The 19,951-nt window shown below is 72.9% G+C and carries 20 protein-coding genes; 6 read left to right on the top strand and 14 right to left on the bottom strand.

The genetic code is table 11. From position 1 onward, the window contains the following. Positions 1–8 precede the first annotated feature (8 nt). Positions 9–1,547, bottom strand: coding sequence for an amino acid permease (locus AB0J55_RS40995; RefSeq protein ID WP_364261855.1), 1,539 nt, complete (start codon positions 1,545–1,547; stop codon positions 9–11). A gap of 194 nt (positions 1,548–1,741) precedes the next feature. Between AB0J55_RS40995 and AB0J55_RS40990 the strand changes: the two genes are divergently transcribed. Further along, positions 1,742–2,389 carry a helix-turn-helix domain-containing protein gene (locus tag AB0J55_RS40990; RefSeq protein WP_364261852.1) on the top strand — a complete coding sequence of 216 codons (648 nt, stop codon included), beginning with the start codon at positions 1,742–1,744 and terminating at the stop codon, positions 2,387–2,389. Here the strand turns inward: AB0J55_RS40990 and AB0J55_RS40985 are convergent. The 4 genes from AB0J55_RS40985 to AB0J55_RS40970 all read right to left on the bottom strand — a co-directional run bounded on the left by AB0J55_RS40985 (position 2,386) and on the right by AB0J55_RS40970 (position 6,955). Further along, positions 2,386–3,525, bottom strand: a complete 1,140-nt coding sequence (locus AB0J55_RS40985) for a toll/interleukin-1 receptor domain-containing protein (RefSeq protein WP_364261849.1) — start codon at positions 3,523–3,525, stop codon at positions 2,386–2,388. The two genes, AB0J55_RS40990 and AB0J55_RS40985, sit on opposite strands and share 4 nt — an antisense overlap. A 104-nt stretch (positions 3,526–3,629) precedes the next feature. Beyond that, positions 3,630–4,883 carry a ribonuclease D gene (locus AB0J55_RS40980; RefSeq protein ID WP_364261846.1) on the bottom strand — a complete coding sequence of 418 codons (1,254 nt, stop codon included), beginning with the start codon at positions 4,881–4,883 and terminating at the stop codon, positions 3,630–3,632. A gap of 68 nt (positions 4,884–4,951) precedes the next feature. Continuing rightward, positions 4,952–5,668 (bottom strand): response regulator transcription factor, encoded by a 717-nt coding sequence (locus AB0J55_RS40975; protein ID WP_033291604.1) that lies wholly within the window; start codon positions 5,666–5,668, stop codon positions 4,952–4,954. Between the two features lie 723 nt (positions 5,669–6,391). Then, the gene (locus tag AB0J55_RS40970; RefSeq protein ID WP_364261843.1) at positions 6,392–6,955 is read right to left on the bottom strand and encodes a DUF3000 domain-containing protein; all 564 of its coding nucleotides are present in this window, start codon (positions 6,953–6,955) and stop codon (positions 6,392–6,394) included. Positions 6,956–7,043: 88 nt separating this feature from the next. Here AB0J55_RS40970 and hemE point away from each other — a divergent pair, with 88 nt between their 5' ends. The 4 genes from hemE to AB0J55_RS40950 are packed head-to-tail and all read left to right on the top strand — an operon-like array spanning position 7,044 to position 11,600. Further along, the gene (gene hemE, locus AB0J55_RS40965; protein WP_364261840.1) at positions 7,044–8,114 is read left to right on the top strand and encodes a uroporphyrinogen decarboxylase; all 1,071 of its coding nucleotides are present in this window, start codon (positions 7,044–7,046) and stop codon (positions 8,112–8,114) included. Then, a complete protein-coding gene (hemG, locus tag AB0J55_RS40960; protein WP_364261837.1) occupies positions 8,111–9,511 on the top strand; it encodes a protoporphyrinogen oxidase in 1,401 nt (466 codons plus the stop codon). The genes hemE and hemG overlap by 4 nt, the downstream gene beginning before the upstream one ends. A gap of 56 nt (positions 9,512–9,567) precedes the next feature. Next, entirely contained in the window at positions 9,568–10,260 is a 693-nt protein-coding gene (hemQ, locus tag AB0J55_RS40955) for a hydrogen peroxide-dependent heme synthase (protein WP_364261834.1), read from the top strand. Beyond that, entirely contained in the window at positions 10,260–11,600 is a 1,341-nt protein-coding gene (locus AB0J55_RS40950; RefSeq protein ID WP_364261831.1) for a CoA transferase, read from the top strand. The genes hemQ and AB0J55_RS40950 overlap by 1 nt, the downstream gene beginning before the upstream one ends. A gap of 139 nt (positions 11,601–11,739) precedes the next feature. Here the strand turns inward: AB0J55_RS40950 and AB0J55_RS40945 are convergent, their stop codons facing one another. The 8 genes from AB0J55_RS40945 to AB0J55_RS40910 form a co-directional block, all read right to left on the bottom strand. After that, positions 11,740–12,078, bottom strand: coding sequence for a hypothetical protein (locus AB0J55_RS40945; protein ID WP_364261828.1), 339 nt, complete (start codon positions 12,076–12,078; stop codon positions 11,740–11,742). Further along, the gene (locus AB0J55_RS40940) at positions 12,075–12,875 is read right to left on the bottom strand and encodes a DUF692 domain-containing protein (protein ID WP_364261825.1); all 801 of its coding nucleotides are present in this window, start codon (positions 12,873–12,875) and stop codon (positions 12,075–12,077) included. Before AB0J55_RS40940 ends, AB0J55_RS40945 begins: the two co-directional genes overlap by 4 nt. Continuing rightward, complete coding sequence (locus tag AB0J55_RS40935) at positions 12,868–13,791, bottom strand: TIGR04222 domain-containing membrane protein (RefSeq protein WP_364261822.1); 924 nt, start codon at positions 13,789–13,791, stop codon at positions 12,868–12,870. Before AB0J55_RS40935 ends, AB0J55_RS40940 begins: the two co-directional genes overlap by 8 nt. Positions 13,792–13,857: 66 nt before the next feature. Continuing rightward, positions 13,858–14,757, bottom strand: a complete 900-nt coding sequence (locus AB0J55_RS40930) for a TIGR04222 domain-containing membrane protein (RefSeq protein ID WP_364261819.1) — start codon at positions 14,755–14,757, stop codon at positions 13,858–13,860. Between the two features lie 89 nt (positions 14,758–14,846). Beyond that, on the bottom strand, positions 14,847–15,269 hold the full coding sequence (gene msrB / locus AB0J55_RS40925; protein WP_364261816.1) for a peptide-methionine (R)-S-oxide reductase MsrB: 423 nt from the start codon (positions 15,267–15,269) through the stop codon (positions 14,847–14,849). 19 nt (positions 15,270–15,288) lie between these two features. Beyond that, positions 15,289–15,594 (bottom strand): hypothetical protein, encoded by a 306-nt coding sequence (locus AB0J55_RS40920; protein ID WP_354819337.1) that lies wholly within the window; start codon positions 15,592–15,594, stop codon positions 15,289–15,291. A 53-nt stretch (positions 15,595–15,647) separates the two neighbouring features. After that, the gene (locus AB0J55_RS40915) at positions 15,648–17,309 is read right to left on the bottom strand and encodes a serine/threonine-protein kinase (protein WP_364262115.1); all 1,662 of its coding nucleotides are present in this window, start codon (positions 17,307–17,309) and stop codon (positions 15,648–15,650) included. 57 nt (positions 17,310–17,366) lie between these two features. Then, on the bottom strand, positions 17,367–18,089 hold the full coding sequence (locus tag AB0J55_RS40910) for a TVP38/TMEM64 family protein (protein ID WP_364261811.1): 723 nt from the start codon (positions 18,087–18,089) through the stop codon (positions 17,367–17,369). A 68-nt stretch (positions 18,090–18,157) separates the two neighbouring features. Here AB0J55_RS40910 and AB0J55_RS40905 point away from each other — a divergent pair, with 68 nt between their 5' ends. Continuing rightward, positions 18,158–19,174 carry a DNA polymerase domain-containing protein gene (locus AB0J55_RS40905; RefSeq protein WP_364261808.1) on the top strand — a complete coding sequence of 339 codons (1,017 nt, stop codon included), beginning with the start codon at positions 18,158–18,160 and terminating at the stop codon, positions 19,172–19,174. A 2-nt stretch (positions 19,175–19,176) separates the two neighbouring features. Here AB0J55_RS40905 and AB0J55_RS40900 read toward each other — a convergent pair whose 3' ends face one another. Next, the gene (locus tag AB0J55_RS40900; RefSeq protein WP_364261804.1) at positions 19,177–19,806 is read right to left on the bottom strand and encodes a hypothetical protein; all 630 of its coding nucleotides are present in this window, start codon (positions 19,804–19,806) and stop codon (positions 19,177–19,179) included. Positions 19,807–19,951 lie beyond the last annotated feature (145 nt).

Here is a 19,951-nt window from a genome sequence, read left to right as displayed (position 1 = left end):
GTCCTCTCTCAGGTCGCGGGTTCGAGGGCGGGAGCCGGGCGCAGCCGCAGCCAGCAGAGCCAGCCGATCACCAGTGCGCCGCCGACGAACTCTATCGGGAACAAGAGCATCCAGGGGGAGCCCGAACCGGCGAGATCGTAGATCTCCGCGCGCGGCCAGGCGATGTTGACGATCATGGCGATTCCGTAGAGGACGGCTGCGCCGTTCAGCGGAACGCCCCACCGGCCCAGGGAGAACCGGCCCGGCTCGGCCGGGAGGCCCCCGCGCAGCCGGTGCACCAGCAGCGGCCCGGTGACGAGCAGGTAGGCCAGGTAGACGACCACCACCGACGTCCCGGTGATCGTGCTGAACAGCGTCGGGTTGCCGACGTTGAGCAGGAGCAGCCCGATGGCCAGCGCGCCGGACAGCAGCGCGGGCACGACCGGCGTCCCGGTGCGCGGGCTGACCCCGGCGAGGCGGGCGGAGGCGGGGAGCGCGCCGTCGCGGGCCATCGCGTAGATCAGCCGGACGGTGCCGGTCTGGATGGTGAGGGTGCAGACGACGACGGCGATCGCGACGTCGGCGAGGAAGACCCGGCCGAGGGTGTCGCCGAAGACGGCGGTGATCACATACGGCAGGCCCTTGCCGGCGAGCTGCCCGTCGGTGAGGCTCGGCGCGGCCATCAGCGCGGTGACGACCACGGCCAGGCCGCCGATCCCGGAGACCAGCACGGCCCGCAGCACCGCCCGCGGAGCCGTCTTGCGGGCGTCCTTCGTCTCCTCCGCCACCGAAGCGGCGGTGTCGAAGCCGTAGAGGACGTACGCCGCCATGAGCGCCGAAGCGAGCACGCCGCCGACGCCCGCGCTGGTGCCGGGTGCGTCGTGCAGCACGACCTGCGGACCGCGGACGGCGAACAGCGCCAGCCCGGCGATGAGGACGAGGACGCCGAGGAGTTCGGCCGCGACACCGACGTCGTTGATCCGCGCCATCAGCCGGACACCGCCGGCGTTGACGGCGGTGGTGAAGACGAGCAGCACGGTGCCGAGCAGCACGGCGTTCGCCGCGCCGGTCGGCGACGTCACCGACGGGTCGCCGCCGACGACCTGGAAGCCGTCCCACACCGACGGGAGCACGATCTGCAGCGCGATCGCGGCGGCGGCGAGGGCGACGATGCAGCCGAGCAGCATCATCCAGCCGGCCAGCCAGCCGAGGAAGCCGCGGCCCACGTTCTGTTGGGGGGTCCAGGGGGGCTTGCCCCCCGGCTGGGGTCTGGGGCTCGGCCCCGGAAGATACAGCTGTTTCGCCCACTGGTACACGGATCCCGCCAGCGGGTAGCGCGCGGCGAGTTCGGCGAAGTTGAGGGCCACCAGCAGCTGGCCGGCCAGGACGACCGGCCACGTCCAGAAGAACAGCGGGCCGCCGAAGGTGTAGCCGAAGCCGAAGAGCTGGAAGACGGTGGTGAGGATGGAGACGAAGGAGAAGCCGGCGGCGAAGGCGGAGAACCCGCCCAGCGACCGGCGAAGCTCTTGGCGGTAACCGAAGGCGGCGAGTTCGTCGGGTGGCGTCATGCGGGCTCCTTGTTTCGATCGCATGACAGAAATTAGGTTTCCGCCGCGACGCGATGATCTCCGCCGCGTTAGGGATCCGTTAACGGCGGGATCGACACGGCGTCAATGACGACATCCGGGCGTAACCCCGCCAGTCGTGCGCGTGTCGCGGCGGCCGACCTGGCAAGATCACGTCCGTGGTCAAAGGGTCGGGAGTGGGCAGGCCGAGGGCGAGCGGAGCGGCGGCGAGCCGCCCGGACGCGCGCCAGGCGGTGCTCGACGCGGCGGGCGAGCTGTTCACCGGAGCCGGGTACGCGGCCACGACGACCAGAGCGATCGCCGAACGCGCGGGGCTGCGCCAGGCGTCGCTCTACTACCACTTCCCGGCGAAGGAGGACATCCTCGCGGCGCTGCTGGCCGAGACGGTCCGCCCGTCGCTGGCCCTGGCGGCTCGCCTGGTCGCCGGAGAGGCGCCGGCAGCGGTCCGGTTGTGGGCGTTGGCGTACGCGGACATCGGCCTCCTCGGCGGCGCCCGCCACAACCTCGGCGCGCTGTACCTGCTGCCGGAGGTGGGCTCACCGAACCTGGCGCACTTCCGCACCGAACGCGCGGAGCTGAAGGCGGCGTACGGCCGTCTGGTGGCGGCTTCGGGCGTGGCGGCGGCCGCGGTGGGGATCCGGACGGACCTGGTGTTCGGGCTGGTGGAGAGCATCGCGGTGATCCGCCGCGACGACCCGGCGCTGGACGTCGAAGCCCACGTGCGAGAAGGGGCCGACGGCGTGGTCCGGTTGGTGGGCCTGCCGGAGCCGACGGAGGAGTTGCGCGCCGAGGCGCACGCGTTGCTGGCGGCGCTCGCGGACTAGCGGGGCCGGGGGCTGCCGCTCAGCAGGTTGCCGATGATCCGCGACAGCTCGCGCATCGTGCGGATGCCCAGCTGCATCGACTGCGCTCCCGCGCGCAGGGGGTGGATCGCCGCGCGCAGGGGTGCGTTGATCGCTTCCAGCGGGCGGATCTGCGTCAGGAATTCCGTGATCCGGATCTCCAATTCCATCAGGCCGGTCAGCATTTCGGCGAATTCGTCGTATTCGCGGCGGGCGCGGTCCAGCAGTTCCGGGGTCATGTGCGAGTCCATCAGGCGCATGTACGACCGGATCGTCGCATCGGTTTCCGCGACCGTGGTCTCGAACGCCGTGCCGACCTGCTGGATGTTGACCGCCATCGGTTTGATCGTGTCGGCCGCGCGGACCACCCTCGCCTTGATCGCCTCCGGGCGCAGGCCGGCCACGTCGCCGGTCAGCTGGCGCATTTCCTCGGCCAGCTCGTCCAGCGAGTGGCTGATCGCGTCGAACTGCCGTTCCATCAGCTCGCCGATCTTCGTGAGGTTTTCCTTGTATTCCTGGAGCCCGGGACCGTCGCGTTCCGGGGCGATACCGGCGAGGAGCAGCCGGTCGCACTTCTTCAGCTTCTCCAGGGCCGCCTCCGCCGAGCGGATCGCCCGGATCAGCTTGTCCGCCACCACGTCCATCGTGCGCCGCCACTCCGCGGTGCCCGCGCCGGCCAGCACCGCCTCCTTGATGTCGACGTACTGCAGCTTCTCGATGATCCGGATGTTGGCGTCGTCGCTCTGGCCGGTGATCAGCTCGTGGCCCAGCACGATCAGGGGCAGGATCAGCTGGGTGAGGCCGAGCTCGTTCGCCTTGGCGTAGAACGCGGTCAGCTCTTCCCGGCAGGCGCCGCTTTCGTAGAAGTAGTTCATCGAGATGACCGGGACGAACACCATCGCGGCGTTCAGGCCGTCCTGGATCTTCGTCCGCCAGTCCTCGCCCCACCCGATGCTTTCGCGGTCCACGAACACTTCGATCTTGCGCCCGTGCGCCGAGGCGCAGAACTTCTCCAGCGAATACTTGAGCGGTGTGACGAAATTCAGGAAACTGTCATCTTCGTGGGTGAAGCTGAGAAAGCACTGCACGGCAGGCTGATCGGACATGAAATCGGTCATCGGAATACCTTCGGGCGGTGCGGCGTTTTCCGGCGCAGCCTAGGGCAGCCGGTGCCCGGTTTCGCCCGGTTTCCCGAGCTGCCCGGCGAAGTGTCCCGTATCTGTCAGGAAGCGGTGGCCTGCAGGGCTTTGCTCAGCACGCTCGCGGTCAGCTCGACCTGCCACGGCCGGGCGCCGCCCGCGCGCAGGACCTCCGCGACCGCGTCCTCGTCTGTCTCGGCCGGCGGGCGCCAGCACGTGCGGCGGACCAGGTCCGGCAGCAGCAGGTTCTCCACCGGCAGCCGGCGGTCCTCGGCGATCGCCGTCAGCGCCGCCCGCGCCGCTGCGAGACGCGCGGCCGCGTCGGGGTCCTTGTCCGCCCAGCGGTTCACCGGGGGCGGGCCGTCCGTCGGCTGCGACGGCGACGGCAGCTCCGAAGCCGGCAGCGCGCGGGCCGCCTGGAGGTGGCGCAGCCAGCTCGCCGTGTACTTGCGCTGGACGCGGCCGCTGAACACCGGCAGCGCCTGCAGCTCTTCGACCGTCTTCGGGTCGGCCGTGACGGCGTTGACGATCGCGCTGTCCGGCAGGATCCGGCTCGGCGCGCGGTCGCGTTTGCGGGCGAGCTCGTCGCGCGCCTGCCACAGCTCGCGGACCGCCGCGAGGCCGCGCGGGCTGCGGATCTTGTGGACGCCGGACGTCCGGCGCCACGGCTCGGCCCGCGGGGGCGGCGGCGGGGCCGTCCGGACGTTCTCGAACTCCTGCCGCGCCCACTCCAGCTTGCCCTGGGCGCCCAGCTCCGCCTCCAGCTTTTCGCGCAGCTGGACGAGCAGCTCGACGTCGAGGGCGGCGTAGTTCAGCCAGTCGACCGGCAGCGGCCGCTTCGACCAGTCGGCCGCGCTGTGGCCCTTTTCGAGGGTGTAGCCGAGCAGCAGCTCGACGAGGGTCCCCAGCGCCACGCGTTCGTACCCCGCCAGCCGGCCGGCCAGTTCGGTGTCGAACAGCGCCGCCGGGCGCAGGCCCAGCTCGGCGAGGCAGGGGAGGTCCTGGGAGGCGGCGTGCAGCACCCACTCCAGGTCGTTGAGGACGTCGCGCAGCGGCTGGAGGTCGTCGGCCAGCGCGATCGGGTCGATCAGCACCGTGCCGGAACCCTCGCGGCGCAGCTGCACGAGGTAGGCCTTGGGCCAGTACCGGTAGCCGGACGCGCGTTCGGTGTCGACGGCGACCGCGCCGGTGCCCGCGGCGAGCCGCGCGCAGGCCTCGGCCAGCGCGGACGGCTCGGTGATCACCGGGGGCGTGCCCTCGGCGGGTTCGCGTAGCAGCACAGGGCCGCCCGTGGACTCGATCTCCATCCCGGTGTCCTCGGCCTCTGCACTTCCCATGAATGACGACCCTACGGGACGGGCATACCGCGCCTGGTCTGCCCGCCCCGCAGGGCTGTTCGCTTGCGTCAGCGGATCACGCCGGCCCGCATGGCCAGCGCCACCATCTGGGCCCGGTCGCCCGTGCCGAGCTTGCGCCCGATCCGGGACAGGTGGGACTTGACGGTGAGGGCGGAGAGCGAAAGCTCCTCGCCGATCTCCTTGTTGGACTGCCCGTCGGCGACCAGCTGGAGCACTTCCACCTCGCGAGCGGACAGCTCGCGCGGGGTGTTGTCGGTGCCCGCGACGCGGGTCCCGGTGGCGAGCACCGGAGCCACGCTCGGGTCGGCGTAGACGCCGCCTTCGAGCACGCGCCGCACGCCATCGGTCACGACGACCGGTGACGCGGACTTCAGCAGGTACGCCTGGGCCCCGGCCTGGAAGGCCGAGCGGACCGCGTACGGGTCGTCCGAGGATGCGAGAACCACCACGCGCGGCCAGCCGTGGCTACGGAGTTCCGTAACCAGCTCGATGCCGCTGCCGTCCGGCAGTCCGAGATCGAGGATCGCCAGGTCACAAGGCCCGGTGGCCTGTGCTCGCGCCCTCGCCTCGGCCACCGTGGCGGCTTCGTGGACGGTACCCGCACCCATCTGTGCGAGTCTTGCTGCGATTGCCTCCCTCAACAGCGGGTGGTCATCGACCACCAACACGGAAAACAGCTCTTCCCGCGGGTGCGGAACCATGCTCGCCGGCAATGCACCGGCTGGCGTGGATCGGACGGCCTGAGATAAGCCGACGGTAGCCACGTCACTACCTCCCTGGAGTCGGTCGTGCCCCCCGACCGGCACCGGGACCTTCGGCCGTTCAGCCGCGCCAGCTTTAGACCGAAAGTGGTGTCGTCGAAGGCACTGTAGCCGCCCTGAGCCCTTCGCGGGGGGATCGAATGGGTATCTATCTCAAACGAACAGTCACTCAGTGGGTTCGAAGTAACACGATCGGGCTAGTACACGGCCGGTTGCTAACGGATAGCCCAGCGAACACGATGCTATGGAGTTACCGGCGGCCAAATGGCCGTGCAGATGAGCCGTGCAGCTTCCGGTGCGCCTAGTGACGGGGGGCCGGATGGGCTCCCCCGTGGCGGGGAATGTGGCTCCGGCCGGGGCTTGATCGTCCGTCTCCGCCGGGCCCCGGAGCCCGTGCCGAGGCCCGGGGCTGTGACTGTCCGTGTCCGTTGGCGGGTCCCGGCGGGTCCCGGGACGCCGGATTGATCTTGTTGCGGTGCGTGACCGCCTGGTGTCACGAACGAGGAGACGTGAAACAGCCTCAGACGCCGCGGACGGGCCTGGCGGGCTCCGGTGGTCCAGGAGGCTGCCGGAGGCGTTCAGGGGTGTTTCAGAGGGCGGACGTGCCGTGAACGACGTTCAGCGGATGTGAATTTTGCTCACATCCGTACAAGGGGCCGCGCCCGGCGGAGTCCACCGGCGCCCGCCGTTGCCGTTTCGTTGCCGAAGATCGCCCGGACGGCCGGGTCAGGAGCCCTGGCGCTGCCCGAACAGGGTCACCCCGACCGGCGGCAGGCCCACGACGCTGGCCATCACCTGGCAGAAGGCCTGCCCGTGCGGCACCAGCGAGGCGTCCGCGGGCGTCCACGACGCCCTCAGTTCCAGGTCGTCGGTGCGGGCGGGGCCGGAGATGTCGCCGAAGCGGGCCGACGACGTCTCGGTCACCGTGCCGCCCAGCGCCTTCCAGCTCGCGCCGGACACCTCCAGCGCGTCGGTCAGCCACGACCAGCCGACCGCCGGCAGGAACGGGTCCGTCGCCAGCTCCCGGTCCAGCTCCGCGCGCACGTACATGACCAGGCGCAGCACGCCGTCCCAGCCGTCCTGGCCGTCCGGGTCGTGCAGCAGGACCAGCCGACCCGACGCCAGCACATCGGCCGGCCCGGCGACCTCGCAGCTGACCGCGTACGACCACGGCGCGAGCCGCTGCGGCGGGCGCATCGGCTCCAGCAGCACCTCCCGGCGGGGCCGGACGGACTGCAGCGCCGCGACTGCTTCGCGGAAGAGCTCGGGCACTGGCGTCATCGCGGTCACGCACCGACTTTAGGGCGGGCACGCCCTGTTGCGGGCGCAGGCGCGCCGAGGAACGGGCCCGCCCGGGCTCGTGGCACGATTGACGGCGATGTCTCAGACCACGCCCCTGCCGCGCCAGTCCGCCCCGTCCGGCCGCCGCGAGCTGCCCGATGCCCCGTTCCTGGCCGCCGCGCGCGGCGAACGCCCGGCCCGCACGCCCGTCTGGTTCATGCGCCAGGCGGGGCGCTCGCTGCCCGAGTACCGCGCGCTGCGCGAGGGCGTGCCCATGCTCGACGCCTGCTTCGACCCGGAAATGCTCGCCGAGATCACGCTGCAGCCGGTCCGGCGGCACGGCGTCGACGCGGCCATCCTCTTCAGCGACATCGTGGTGCCGCTGAAGGCCGCCGGCGTCGACATCGACATCGTGCCGGGCACCGGGCCGGTGGCCGCCGCGCCGGTGCGCGACCTCGCCGCGGTGCGGGCGCTGCCGTCCCTCGAGCCCGAGCAGGTCTCGAAGGTCGCCGACGGCGTCCGGCTGCTGGTCGAGCGGCTCGGCGAGACGCCGCTCATCGGCTTCGCCGGCGCGCCGTTCACCCTGGCCAGCTACCTCATCGAGGGCGGCCCGAGCCGCAACCACGAGCACACCAAGGCACTGATGCACTCCGAGCCGGCGCTCTGGCACGAGCTGGCCGGGCGGCTGGCCGACGTCGCGCTGACCTTCCTGCGCGCGCAGCTCGACGCGGGCGTCGACGCGGTCCAGCTGTTCGACTCCTGGGCCGGGGCGCTGTCCGAGCGGGACTACCGCGAGTTCGTCCTGCCGCATTCGGCGAAGGTCCTTGCGGGCGTCGCCGAGTACGGCGTGCCGCGGATCCACTTCGGCGTCGGCACCGGCGAGCTCCTGGCCGCGATGCGCGACGCAGGCGCGGACGTCGTCGGCGTCGACTGGCGGATTCCCCTCGACGAAGCGGTGCGGCGCCTGGGCGGGCGCGCGATCGTGCAGGGCAACCTGGACCCGGCGCTGCTGCACGCGTCCTGGCCGGTGCTGGAAGCCGAGGTCCGGCGGATCGCCGAAGAGGGCAAGGCGGCCGACGGCCACATCTTCAACCTCGGCCACGGCGTGCTGCCCGGCGTCGACCCCGACGTGCTGACCCGCGTGGTCGCGCTGGTGCACGAGCTGTGAAGCGCGTCGCGGTCGTCGGGGGCGGCGTTTCCGGGCTGACCGCGGCGTACCGGCTGCGGCGCCTGCTCGGCGCGGGCGCCGAAATCACGGTGTTCGAGAAGACGACGACGCCGGGCGGGAAGCTGCGCACGGCCGAACTCGCCGGCGTGCCCTACGACGTCGGCGCCGAGGCGTTCCTGGTCCGCCGGCCCGAGATGCTCGCGCTGGTCCGCGAGCTCGGGCTCGACGTCGTCCACCCCACGAAGGCCCGCGCGAAGATCCACGCGGGTGGCGCGGTCACCGGGCTGCCGCCCGGCACGGTGATGGGCGTGCCGGCGTCGGCGGAGTCGGTGGCCGGGGTGCTGTCCGAGGCGGGCCGGAAGGCCGTCGAGGCCGAGCCGTCGCTGCCGGCGCTGCGGCTGCCGGGCGGGGACCTGCCGCTGGGGCCGCTGCTGCGCGAGCGCTTCGGCGACGAGCTGGTGGACCGGCTGGTCGACCCGCTGCTCGGCGGCGTCTACGCGGGCGGGGCCGACGGCCTCGGCCTGCGCGCGACCATGCCCGGCCTGGCGTCGGAGCTGGCGGCGGGCGCGGGCTCGCTGACCGCGGCGGCCGCCGCCCAGCTCCCGGCGAACCCGTCGGCGGCGCCGGTGTTCGGCACCGTCCCGGGCGGCCTCGGCACGGTGATCGACCGGCTCACCACGGCGTCCGGCGCCGAGCTGCGGACCGGCCTGCCGGTGTGCGAGATCGAGCGGCACGGCTCCGGCTGGCGGCTGCGCCTCGGCGCGGCGCCGACCGCGCACGCGCCGGCGGGCAACACCGCCGAGGCGGACGCGGTGGTGCTCGCGGTGCCCGCACCGTCGGCCCGCCGCCTGCTCGCGGACCTGGTGCCGGCGGCTTCGGCGGCGTTCGGCGAGGTCGAGCTGGCGTCGATGGCCGTGGTCGCGCTGGCCCTGCCGCCCGGCACGGCGCTGCCCGAGGCGTCGGGGATCCTGATCGGCCAGGGCGAGCGGGACGCTTCGGGCGGGCCGTACGCGTCGAAAGCGTTCACCTTCTCGTCCCGCAAGTGGGCGCACTACGGAACGGGCCCGGTCCTGGTCCGCGGTTCGGTCGGCCGGTTCGGCGAGCCGGGCGCGCTGCGCGCCGACGACGTCGAGCTGGTCCGCGTGGTCCGCGACGACCTGGCCCGCCTGACGGGCGTGACGGCGGCCCCGATCGAGACCCTGGTGACGCGGTGGGGCGGCGGCCTGCCGCAGTACGGCAGCGGGCACCTGGAGCGGGTGGAGCGGATCGAGAAGGCCGTCGCGGGGGTGCCGGGGCTGGCGATCGCCGGGGCGACCCTGCACGGCGTCGGGCTGCCGGCGTGTGTGGCGACCGCCGAAGCGGCGGCGCAGCGGATCGCGGCGCACTTTTCCGCGTGAGTGCTCTCACCTGACCCGTGGCGGCGCACGCAGGGCCGCGGTGACAGGATGGAGCCATGGCGCGGGTCAACTACAACGAGCTCAACGACACCATCCGCTACACCACCTGGTCGGTCTTCCGGATCGAGCCGGGCCGGCTGGGCGAAGACCGCGGGGCCGCCGGCCGCGAGACCACGGAGTACCTGGACGGTCTCGAGGCCAAGGGCGTCACCGTCCGGGGTGTCTACGACCTGTCCGCGCTGCGCGCCGACGCCGACTTCATGATCTGGTGGCACGCCGAGGAGATCGAGCAGGTCCAGGCCGCGTACGCCGGGTTCCGCCGGACGCCGCTGGGCCGCGCGTCGACGCCGGTCTGGAGCCAGACCGCGCTGCACCGGCCCGCCGAGTTCAACAAGAGCCACATCCCGGCCTTCCTGGCCGGGGAAGAGGCCCGCAAGTACGTCTGCGTCTACCCGTTCGTGCGGTCCTACGAGTGGTACCTGCTGCCGGACGCCGACCGCCGCAAGATGCTCGCCGACCACGGCAAGGAAGCCCGCGACTACCCGGACGTGCGCGCCAACACCGTCGCGTCCTTCGCCCTCGGCGACTACGAGTGGATCCTCGCCTTCGAGGCCGACGAGCTGCACCGGATCGTCGACCTGATGCGGCACCTCCGCGGCACCGAGGCCCGGCTGCACGTCCGGGAGGAGATCCCGTTCTACACCGGCACCCGGGTGCCGCCCGCCGAGCTCGTCGCGGCGCTCCCGTAGTGCGCGAGATCGTCGAGCGTGTCTGGGACACCCTCACCGGGTCTTCACCGGGCGCTTTCGAGCTGACCGGGACCGAGGCCGTGCTGCCGGGGCCGTACCGGGTGGCGGCGGCCGCCACGGCGTCGATCGCGGCGGCCACCCTGGCGGCCGGGGAAATGCTGCGGCTGCGCGGAATCGAGCCGGGTGTCGTCACGGCGGACACGCGCCACGCGGCGGCGGCGTTCCACAGCGAGCAGCTGCTGAAGGTCGACGGCGTCGGCGCGGAGTCGGTCTGGGCGCCGCTGTCGGGCAACTACCGCACGGCCGACGGCTGGGTGCGCCTGCATTGCAACTACCCGCGTCACGAAGCGGCGGTGTGCTGGGGCTTGGGCGTGCCCGGAACGCGCAACGCGGTCGAGAAGGCGGTCGCCGGCCGGAGCGCCCGCGAGGTCGAGCACGCCGTGGTCAGCGCCGGGGGAGCGGCCGCCGAGCTGCGCTCACCCGAGGACTGGGCGGTACACCCGCAGGGTGAAGCGGTGGCCTCGTTGCCGCTGGTTTCGCTGGAGCCGGTCGCGGACGCGCCGAAGCGGACGTTGTTCTACTCGGACCGGCCGCTGGGCGGCATCCGGGTGCTGGAGCTGACGCACGTGCTCGCGGGGCCGGTGGCGGGCCGGGTACTGGCGGCCCACGGCGCCGACGTGCTGCACATCGGGGCGGCGCACCTGCCGCGGGTCGAGGCGTTGGTGCGCGACACGAACCAGGGCAAGCGCTCGGCGTTCGTGGCCCTGGACACCGAGGGCGGCCGCGCCCGGCTGAAGAAGCTGATCAGCCGGGCGGACGTGCTGGTGCAGTCGTTCCGCCCGGGGGCGCTGGAGCGCATCGGGTTCGGGCCCGCGGAGCTGGCTTCGCTGCGCCCGGGGCTGGTGATCGCGGACCTGAGCGCGTACGGCTGGGAAGGCCCGTGGGCGCGGCGGCGCGGGTTCGACAGCCTGGTCCAGATGTCGAACGGAATGGCGTTTTCGCCGGACGAGCCGACGCCCCTGCCGGTCCAGGCCCTGGACCACGCAACGGGCTGGCTGACGGCGGCAGCGGTGATGACGGCGTTGCGACGCCAGGTGACGGACGGCGGCACCTGGCGGGCGCGGCTGTCCCTGGCCGGAACGGGCCGGTGGCTGGATTCCCTGGGGCGCAAGGACCCGGCCGGCTCGCCGGTGGACTACAGCGACCTGATGGAGGAAGCGGACAGCGGCTACGGGCGCCTGACGCGGGTCCGGATGGCGGGCGGGCTGCCGGGGTCGGAGCCGTACTGGGAGTTCGGAACGCGGGAGCCGGGAGTCGACAAACCGACCTGGACCCCGTAGCGCAGGGCCCGCCCTCCCGGGGGTCCGTCCCGATTCCAGTCTACCGGCGGTGGCCGGCAGGAAGGCTGGTCAGGGCCTGGTTGTCCACAGCCTGGCGACCCTGTGGATCACCGGCGCCGCAGGCGGTCCACCAGCAGGATCACCCGCGCCGGAGACGGTCCACCAGCCGACGCTTCGGCTTCGGCAAGTGCCCACCCTCGATCAGCCACGTCACGAACTCATCCGCGTACGCCCCCGACCGCTCCGCCGCCTTCTTCGGGCGCCCCGCGCTGAACTCCGCGAACAACGGCCCGTACCGCTCGCCCAGCGCCTCCGCCAGCTCCGGCCGCTGGTACGCCAGCACCCGCCCGTGCTTCCGCTGCAGCACGGCCGCCTCCACCCGCAGCCGCGAAGGGTCGAAACCCTCCGGGGCCGGGCCGTTCGCCAGCAACGCCTGCAGCAGCTCCGCCTGACGCCGCGCCAGGTCCGCGCGGCTCACGTCGTCACCGCCGTGCGCAACGCCGACAGCTCCGCCGCCAGTTCCGCGTCGCTCGGGTAATCGTCGTCGCGTTCCAGCAGGACTCCGGGTGGGTCCGTGCGGCGGCGGAGCTCGGTCAGCAGGTCGAGGACCTCCGGCAGCACCGGGTGGGCGTGCGTGTCGTGGTACACGCCGTCGCGCTCGATGCCGCCCGCCATGTGGACGTACGCCAAGCGCTCCCACGGGATTCCGTCCAGGAACGCCGCCGGGTCCGTGCCGATGTTGCGGGCGTTGGCGTACAGGTTCGCGACGTCGATGATCAGGCCGCAGCCCGTCCGCTCGGTCAGCTCGGTCAGGAACTGCTCCTCGGTCAGCTCGGCGTCCGGCCAGTCGAGCACCGCGGCGATGTTCTCCAGCGCCAGCGGCACGTCCACGATGGACTGGGCCAGCCGGACGTTCGCCACCAGCACGTCCAGGGCCTCGCGGGTGCGGGGCAGCGGCATCAGGTGCCCCGAGTCGAGCCCGCCCGCGCGCACGAAACAGACGTGGTCGCTGACCAGCGGCGCGTCCAGGGCCCGCGCCACCTCCGCCAGGTGCTGGACGCGGCCCGTGTCGAGGGGCTCGGCCCCGCCGAGGGACAGCGAGACGGCGTGGGGCAGCACCGGCAGGCCCCGCTTGCGCAGCGCCACCAGCGTCTCCGGCAGGTGGTCCGCGTGCAGGTTTTCGGCCACGACCTCGACCCAGTCCACGCCCGGCAGCCGCGCGATGGACAGGTCGAGCTCGTGCCGCCAGCCGATGCCGATGCCCAGCTCACCCACCGCAGCCCCCTCCGCCGCACCCGCCACCGCCGCACGACGAACCGCTGCTGCACGACGAGCTCGAACAGGACGACCCGCTGCTGCAGGACGACCCGGACGACCCGGACGAGCCACCGCCGCCGAACGATCCCATCGGCGGGGCCAGGGCCGCACTCAGCTCCTCGTCCGGGTACATCGCCCAGCCGCCCAGTGCCACCGCGGCCGCCGCCCCGCCCAGAAGGACGCCGCCGGCCAGCATCCCGGCCGGGACCGGGCCACTCGCCGCCGCGCGGGCCTGGCCCAGGAGGCGGTGGCCCGCGGCCGACGGCTGCCGCGCGCCCGTCTTCGAGCGGCGGACCGCCGCCACGATCGCCAGCACCGCCGCGACCAGGACCAGGAACACCAGGATCCCGACCGGCCGGCCGAGGGAGATGCCGTTCACCAGCCGCGCCACGCCGAAGGCCAGCACGGCCAGCTGCAGCACCAGCCCGAACGTCCGCGCCTGGCGCTTCGCCGTGGCCGACGCCAGCAGCCCGCGCTGGTCGAGGCCCTCCTCCAGGGCCCGCATCGCCGCGGAAGCGCGGACCTTCGCCCGGATCATCGCCGTCGTCTTCAGTTTCGCGACGTCGAAGACGGCCCGCTCCAGCGGGTCCACCGGCCGCGTGCCGGTCTTGCTGATCTGCTTGTAGCTGTTGACGCGCAGCTGCCCGCGTTCGACCAGCGCCGCGATCGCCGCGTCGGTGGCCCGGTCGGGACCGCCGGCGAGGAAGGCGAGCTGGTACACCGTCGGCGGCGGGCCGGCGTGCGCCTGGTCCGACCGCATCGCCCGGCTGGTCACGATCCCGGACACGACGACCCTGACCAGCAGGACCGCGCCGAGCAACGCGATGTAGAGGACCACGAAATCCGGTCCGGAAATGCCCCACGGGTCGCCCATCGCCCGTCTCCCCTCAGTGTGTCGCGGTTACCGTAGCTGTGAGACGCAAGCGCTCGCGTCGGCGTTTCAACCGCCGCAGCCCCCGCCGCCACCGCCGCAGGAGCTGCCGCCGCCGCAGGAACTCCCGCCGCTGCTCCCGCAGCCGCCGTAGTAGCCGGCGCCCGCGCCGCCGGCGGCCGCCCAGCCGCTGCGCCGGGGACGGCGGTAGACCTGCGCGGCCGCCTGCCGCACGGCCCGGCCGACGGCCAGCCGGACGTCCTTGTCGGGGTGCCCGCTCAGGCCCTGGGAGGCGACGGTGCCGGCCGGGCCGGCGGAGAACGTGCCGTCGCGGCGCGCCTGCTCCAGGGCGGCGCGGCCGGCGGCGGTGATCTTGACCTGCGGCCGGTTCGCGGCGCAGACCGAGGTGACGATGCCGGCGATCGTGTTCACCACCAGCAGCAGGACCAGGTAGCCGACCGGGTGCCCGGTGGCCGACCCGGCGATCAGCCGGACCACGCCGAGCACGGCCAGCGCCCAGTAGGCCACGGCCGTGGTCAGCCAGGCCGCACGGACCGCGCGGACGTCGGTGAGCAGGCCGCGCGCGATCAGCCCGGCCTCCAGCCCGGCCACCGACGCGTGCTGCCCGGCCTCGGCGCCCACGCGGGCGATCGAGTTGCCGGACTTGCCGATACGGGCGAGGGCGGCGCGGCCCAGGTCGTCCGGCGCCGCGCCGCCGGTGCGGTGCAGCTTGCCGGTGCCGTCGAGGCGGACGAACTGCCGCTCCAGCAGCGTCGCGACGACGAATTCGCCGAGCCGGTCCCGCCCGCCGGCCAGCAGCGCGAACTCCTCCGGCCGCTCGGGCGCGCCACCGGCGTCCCCCTGCGCCAGCCGCCTGCCGCGCACCGCGCCGTACAGCGCCACCGCCAGCAGCAGGCCCAGGTAGAGCCCCGAAAACACCGGTCCGGGAATGCCCCAGGTGTCGGTCATGAGTCCGCCCTCCCTCGTCCGTGTGCGGAGACTACGTTCGAGGAAGGGCGGCGGGTTGCTCGCTTAAGGGAGATTTAGGCTGGTGCCTTTTACGGCTGGGGTACCAGCTTCAGCGAAATCGAGTTGATGCAGTAACGCTGGTCGGTCGGGGTCGGGTAGCCCTCGCCCTCGAAGACGTGCCCGAGGTGGCTGTGGCACGAGGCGCAGAGCACTTCGATCCGCTTCATGCCCATGGTGCGGTCCTCGCGCAGCAGCACGGCCTCGGAGTCGGCCGGGTCGAAGAAGGACGGCCAGCCGCAGTGGCTCTCGAACTTCGTGTCGCTGCGGAACAGCTCGGCACCGCACGCCCGGCATTCGTAGACGCCGGTGGTCTTCGTGTCGGTGTACTCGCCGGTGAACGGCCGTTCGGTCCCCGCCTGGCGGAGCACGGCGTACTCGTCGGGGCTGAGCTGCGCCCGCCACTCCTGCTCGGACTTCACGACGCGCGGGGTCGCGCCGACAACGGGTTTCATACCTTTCACCCGATCCACGTTACGCCGCGAGCCAGGCGAGGGCGTGCACCACGATGTCCCATGCGGCCACGATCACGCCGAGCACGATGAGAACCACGATCAGGGCGGAGACCCAGTAGCGCAGGCCGCCGAGGCGGTTGCTGGAGTCGGCGAAGTCGGCCACCCCGTCGAGGGCGGCTTCGATGGTGAAGTTGGGGCCGCACCGCTCGATGCGGTCGAGGTGCTCGGCGAACGCCCGCGCCTCCGGGTCGTACGGGTCCAGGCCGACCAGGTCCTCGTGGAAGCGAGGATTCTGGCCCGGCAGCGAAGCTCCGTTGTCGGCCATGCCACCACGGTAGGCCATCAGCGCCGTTCAGCCCACTGAAGGCGCGTTAACTCTCAGTTGTTCGAACCGGAAGCGCTGAGCCGGGTGTCGGCGTCGATCAGCAGCCGGCCGCCGACGTTGACCAGCCGGTAGCCGGGGCGGCTGCCGCCGACGTTGACGTTCATGACGAGCGAGCCGTCGCTTTCGTTGCCGCCCGAGTCGGCCCTGGCCGTGGTCGGCCCGTTGATGTTCTTCTTGTTCTCGGCCCAGTACTCCGCGTACTTTTCCTGGTCGCCGTACACCTGCTGGGCGGCCGGAGTCAGCATGTCCCAGTGGGCGGCGGGATCGCTGAAGTACTCGATGATCTGGGTGCCCGCCGCGCTGTAGTTGGTGACCCGGCTGTCGGTCGGGGTCTGCCCCAGCTTGGCGGAGACGTTCGAGCTGCTGCTCGACCCGGTGGTCTTCGGGGTGCTCTGGCCCGAGGTGGCCTGGTGGCCCGGCGACTGGGCGGTCTGCGTGCCGCCGGAGTTGCCGTTGCCGGAGTTCAGCACCAGGAACACGACCACCGCGACCACGACGACCGCGGCGCCGGCCCCGGCGAACAGCGCGTACTTGCGCTTGTTGTCCGGCTTCGGGGTGTTCGACGAGTACTGGGGCGCCCTGGCCGTCGGCGCGGCCGCGGGCATCGGTCTGGGCGGGGTGTTCGGCGGCGCGGCCGGCGACCGCATCGGCATGAACGCCGCGGTCGGGCGCGGCGGGTTCGACGGCGCCTTGCTCGCGGCCGCGGGTGCCGGCGTGCCGACCGGCGGCGAGGACGGCGCCTGGTTCTCGGTCCGCTGCCACGGCGGGCGCTCGCCGCCGTCGGCGGGCGCGGCGGGCTTGCGGCCGCCGCCCCCGGACAGCAGCGGCGGCGACGCCGTCATGCCGCCGGGCTCGGTCCGGGCCAGCGCGGCCAGCCGCTCGCGGGCCTCGGCCATGCTCGGCCGCTCGCCCGGCTCGCTGCGCAGCAGGCTCATCAGCAGCGCGGTCGCCGCCCCGGCCTGCACCGGCGGGTTGATCTGGCCGTTCGCCGCCGCGTAGAGCAGCGCCAGCTGGTTCGTGGTGTTGCCGTACGGCGTGGTGCCCTCGATCGCCTGGTAGAGGGTCGCGCCCAGGGCGAAGACGTCGGAGCTGGGCACCGGGTCCGCGCCGCGCGCGAGCTCGGGCGCCAGGTAGGCGGGGGTGCCGCCGATCAGGCCGGTCGCCGTCAGCGTCATGTCGCCGGCCGCGCGGGAGATGCCGAAGTCGGTGATCTTCGCGGTGCCGGTCTCGTCGATGAGGATGTTGCCCGGCTTGACGTCGCGGTGCACGATCCCGGCGCGGTGCGCGGCCACCAGCGCGGACGCGACCTGCTCGCCGATCCGGGCGACCCGCCCGAGCGGGAGCGTGCCCTCCTCGGCGAGGATCGTGGAGAGGCTGGGCCCGTTCAGGTACTCCATCACCAGGCACGGGTCGCCGTTGTGCTCGGCGATGTCGAACACCACGATCGCGTTCGGGTGCTGGAACCGGGCCGCGTTCTTCGCCTCGCGCATCGCGCGCTGGCGCATGTTGTCGCGTTCGGTCTCGGAGACGCCCGGCTGGGGGAGGATCTGCTTGATCGCGACGGTGCGCTCGAGGCGCACGTCCGTCGCGCGCCACACCACTCCCATGGCGCCACTACCAATGTGCTCGACGAGGCGGTAGTGCCCGGCGATCAGCTGACCGGTGTCGATGGCGACTGCTCCTGACGAAATTCCCGGTGGTGGTGGCCCTGCTCAGCGCGTTTCCGCTTCGCGCACCCGATCGAGTGTAGCGGTCGGCCGCGTGCTCTTCGCGTCAGCCAGCCCGTCCGGCGGGCCCGCTTCGGCCGGTGCCCGCTTCTTGAACACCTTGACCAGCCCGATCGCCCCGGCCAGCGCGAACACGCCGTAACAGGCGAGCAGCGCGGGCGGCGTGTCGCCGGTCAGCGCGTCGCCGAGGACGACCACCGCGACCGTACCGGGCACACTGCCGAGCAGCGTACCGGCCAGGTACGGGGCGAGCCGCACCGAGGACACCCCGCAGAGGTAGCTGAAGGGCGCGAACGGCACCACCGGGATCAGCCGCAGCGACGTGACGGCCAGGGTGCCGCCGCCGGCGAGCCGGTCGTTGACCGTCCGCACGGCCGACCGGTGCAGGTGCCGGGTGACCAGGTCGCGGCCGAGCGCGCGGGCCAGCCCGAACGACAGCGCGGCCGCGATCGTGGTGGCGACCAGGCCGATCGCGATCCCGGCCGTGGTGCCGACGAGCAGGCCGGCGGCGAGGTTGAACACCGTGCGCGGGATGGGGGCGACGGTGAGCAGCGAGTACGCGACGAGCAGCACGAGCGGCGTCGCGGGGCCGGTGGTGGCGGCCCAGGCCCGCAGTTCGGCCGGACCGGGGATCGGCAGCAGCACCGCGGCCGCCGCGAAGAGGGCGAGCACGGCGAGCGCGCAGATCAGCTTGGTGCGGCCGGACACCCGCTCCAGCCTACCGGCCGGGCATTTTCGCGGGAGCCGGGCGGCGCGATCACCGCTAGCGTGGCCGCATGCCCAAGCACGGTGACCCGGTCGAGTACGAGGTGGGCGGCCGCACGGTCCGCGTCACGAGCCCGGACAAGGTGTACTTCCCGCAGCGCGGGATCACGAAGCGCCAAGTCGTGGAGCACTACATCACCGTCGGAGGGCCGCTGCTGCGCGCGATCGGCGAGCGGCCGACGACGCTGAAGCGCTACGTCGACGGCGTCGAGGGCGAGTGGTTCTACGCCAAGCGCGTGCCGAAGGGCGCGCCCGACTGGGTCTCGACCGCCGAGATCACGTTCCCTTCGGGCCGCAAGGCGGCGGAGGTGTGCCCGGCGGAGCCCGCGGTGTTCGCGTGGGCGGCCAACCTGGGCACGTTCGACTTCCACCCGTGGCCGGTCCGCCGCGCGGACGTCGACCACCCGGACGAGCTGCGCATCGACGTGGACCCCCCGGACCGCGCGGGGTTCGCCGACGCGGTCGAGGTGGCGATGGTGGTCCGCGAGGTCCTGGCGGACGCGGGGCTGACGGGCTACCCGAAGACCTCCGGCGGCCGCGGCGTGCACGTGCTGGTCCGCATCCGCCCGGAGTGGGACTTCGTGGCGGTCCGCCACGCGGTGATCGCCCTGGGCCGCGAGGTGGCCCGCCGCATCCCGGACAAGGCGACGGTCGCGTGGTGGAAGGAGGAGCGCGGGGGGAGGGTGTTCCTGGACTACAACCAGGCGGCCCGCGACCGCACGGTGGCCTCGAGCTGGTCGGTCCGCGGCACCCCGCGCGCGACGGTGTCGACCCCGCTGACGTGGGAGCTGCTGGGCGAGGTGGACGCGGACGACTTCGACGTCCTGACGATCCCGGCGTTCCTGGAGAAACACGGCGACCTGCACGCGGCGATGGACGCCTCGCCGTTCGGCTTGGAGACGGCGCTGGAGTGGTACGAGCGGGACGCCCGCGACCGCGGCGAGGGGGAGCTGCCGTACCCGCCGGATTATCCGAAGATGCCGGGCGAGCCGAAGCGGGTCCAGCCGAGCAAGGCGCGGAACGACTGACGTCAGGGCTTGCGGCAGCTGACCGCGGTGACGGTGGCCTTCGGGACGACCTTGCCGTTCTTGGTGCTCATGATGGTGCGGTCGACGCGGTAGGAGCTGCCGCCCTGGGCGTAGGCGGTTTCGACGAGCTCCCCGGAGGTGTCTCCCGAGATGCTGTAGGTGATGTCGCACTCCCACAGCAGGGTGCTCGCGCCGAGCGCGCTGAGCTTCGGTTCGACGACCACGTTGCACCCCGCCGAGCCGAAACACTGCTTGGACTGGACGGCCAGGTCGACCGAGTAGTCCTTCGCCGTGGGCTCGGGCAGCACCGGTTCCGTCGTGGTCGGGACGGCGAAGGCGGGGATCGACGGGCTGGTGGTGGAAGGCGCGGCGGTGTCCCGCGGGCGGACGGTCCCGTCAGCGGAAATCCACGTGCCGCCCGGTCCGGCGCAGGGGACGTGCTGCGCCTTGTTCAGGCACGGGCCGGCCACTGACCTGCCGAAGGCGAGCGCCAGCACGACGCCCGTCGCCAGTGCGGCCACCACGGCGAGGCCGCCGACCACCCACGGCCACCGCCGGCGACGGGGCCGGGGGGCCGGGGCGGCCGGTGGGAAGTACGGCAGCTGCGGGCCGGGTGCGGCCGGAAGGGACATCAGGACCTCCGTGGCTGTGCGCTCGGGAGACAGACGCGACAGCAGCGGCCGGTGTTACGCAGCGGCACGGATCCTCCGGAATCCGGCACGAACTGTAACCAGCCCCACAACAGTGGCGGCCATCACCGAATTGGCGACTTCCCAC

Origin of the sequence: Amycolatopsis sp. NPDC049688 (genome assembly GCF_040674975.1) — a bacterium.
Taxonomy (GTDB): Bacteria; Actinomycetota; Actinomycetes; order Mycobacteriales; family Pseudonocardiaceae; genus Amycolatopsis.
This window is presented reverse-complemented; position numbering and strand designations above follow the sequence as displayed.

Bases quoted from the DNA above. Each gene is read 5' to 3' on its own strand.
- AB0J55_RS40900 (WP_364261804.1), bottom strand. From the start codon at position 19,806: ATGTCCCTTCCGGCCGCACCCGGCCCGCAGCTGCCGTACTTCCCACCG.
- hemE (WP_364261840.1), top strand. From the start codon at position 7,044: ATGTCTCAGACCACGCCCCTGCCGCGCCAGTCCGCCCCGTCCGGCCGC.
- AB0J55_RS40995 (WP_364261855.1), bottom strand. From the start codon at position 1,547: ATGACGCCACCCGACGAACTCGCCGCCTTCGGTTACCGCCAAGAGCTT.
- AB0J55_RS40920 (WP_354819337.1), bottom strand. From the start codon at position 15,594: ATGGCCGACAACGGAGCTTCGCTGCCGGGCCAGAATCCTCGCTTCCAC.
- AB0J55_RS40930 (WP_364261819.1), bottom strand. From the start codon at position 14,757: ATGACCGACACCTGGGGCATTCCCGGACCGGTGTTTTCGGGGCTCTAC.
- msrB (WP_364261816.1), bottom strand. From the start codon at position 15,269: ATGAAACCCGTTGTCGGCGCGACCCCGCGCGTCGTGAAGTCCGAGCAG.
- AB0J55_RS40985 (WP_364261849.1), bottom strand. From the start codon at position 3,525: ATGACCGATTTCATGTCCGATCAGCCTGCCGTGCAGTGCTTTCTCAGC.
- AB0J55_RS40980 (WP_364261846.1), bottom strand. From the start codon at position 4,883: ATGGGAAGTGCAGAGGCCGAGGACACCGGGATGGAGATCGAGTCCACG.
- AB0J55_RS40935 (WP_364261822.1), bottom strand. From the start codon at position 13,791: ATGGGCGACCCGTGGGGCATTTCCGGACCGGATTTCGTGGTCCTCTAC.
- AB0J55_RS40905 (WP_364261808.1), top strand. From the start codon at position 18,158: ATGCCCAAGCACGGTGACCCGGTCGAGTACGAGGTGGGCGGCCGCACG.
- hemQ (WP_364261834.1), top strand. From the start codon at position 9,568: ATGGCGCGGGTCAACTACAACGAGCTCAACGACACCATCCGCTACACC.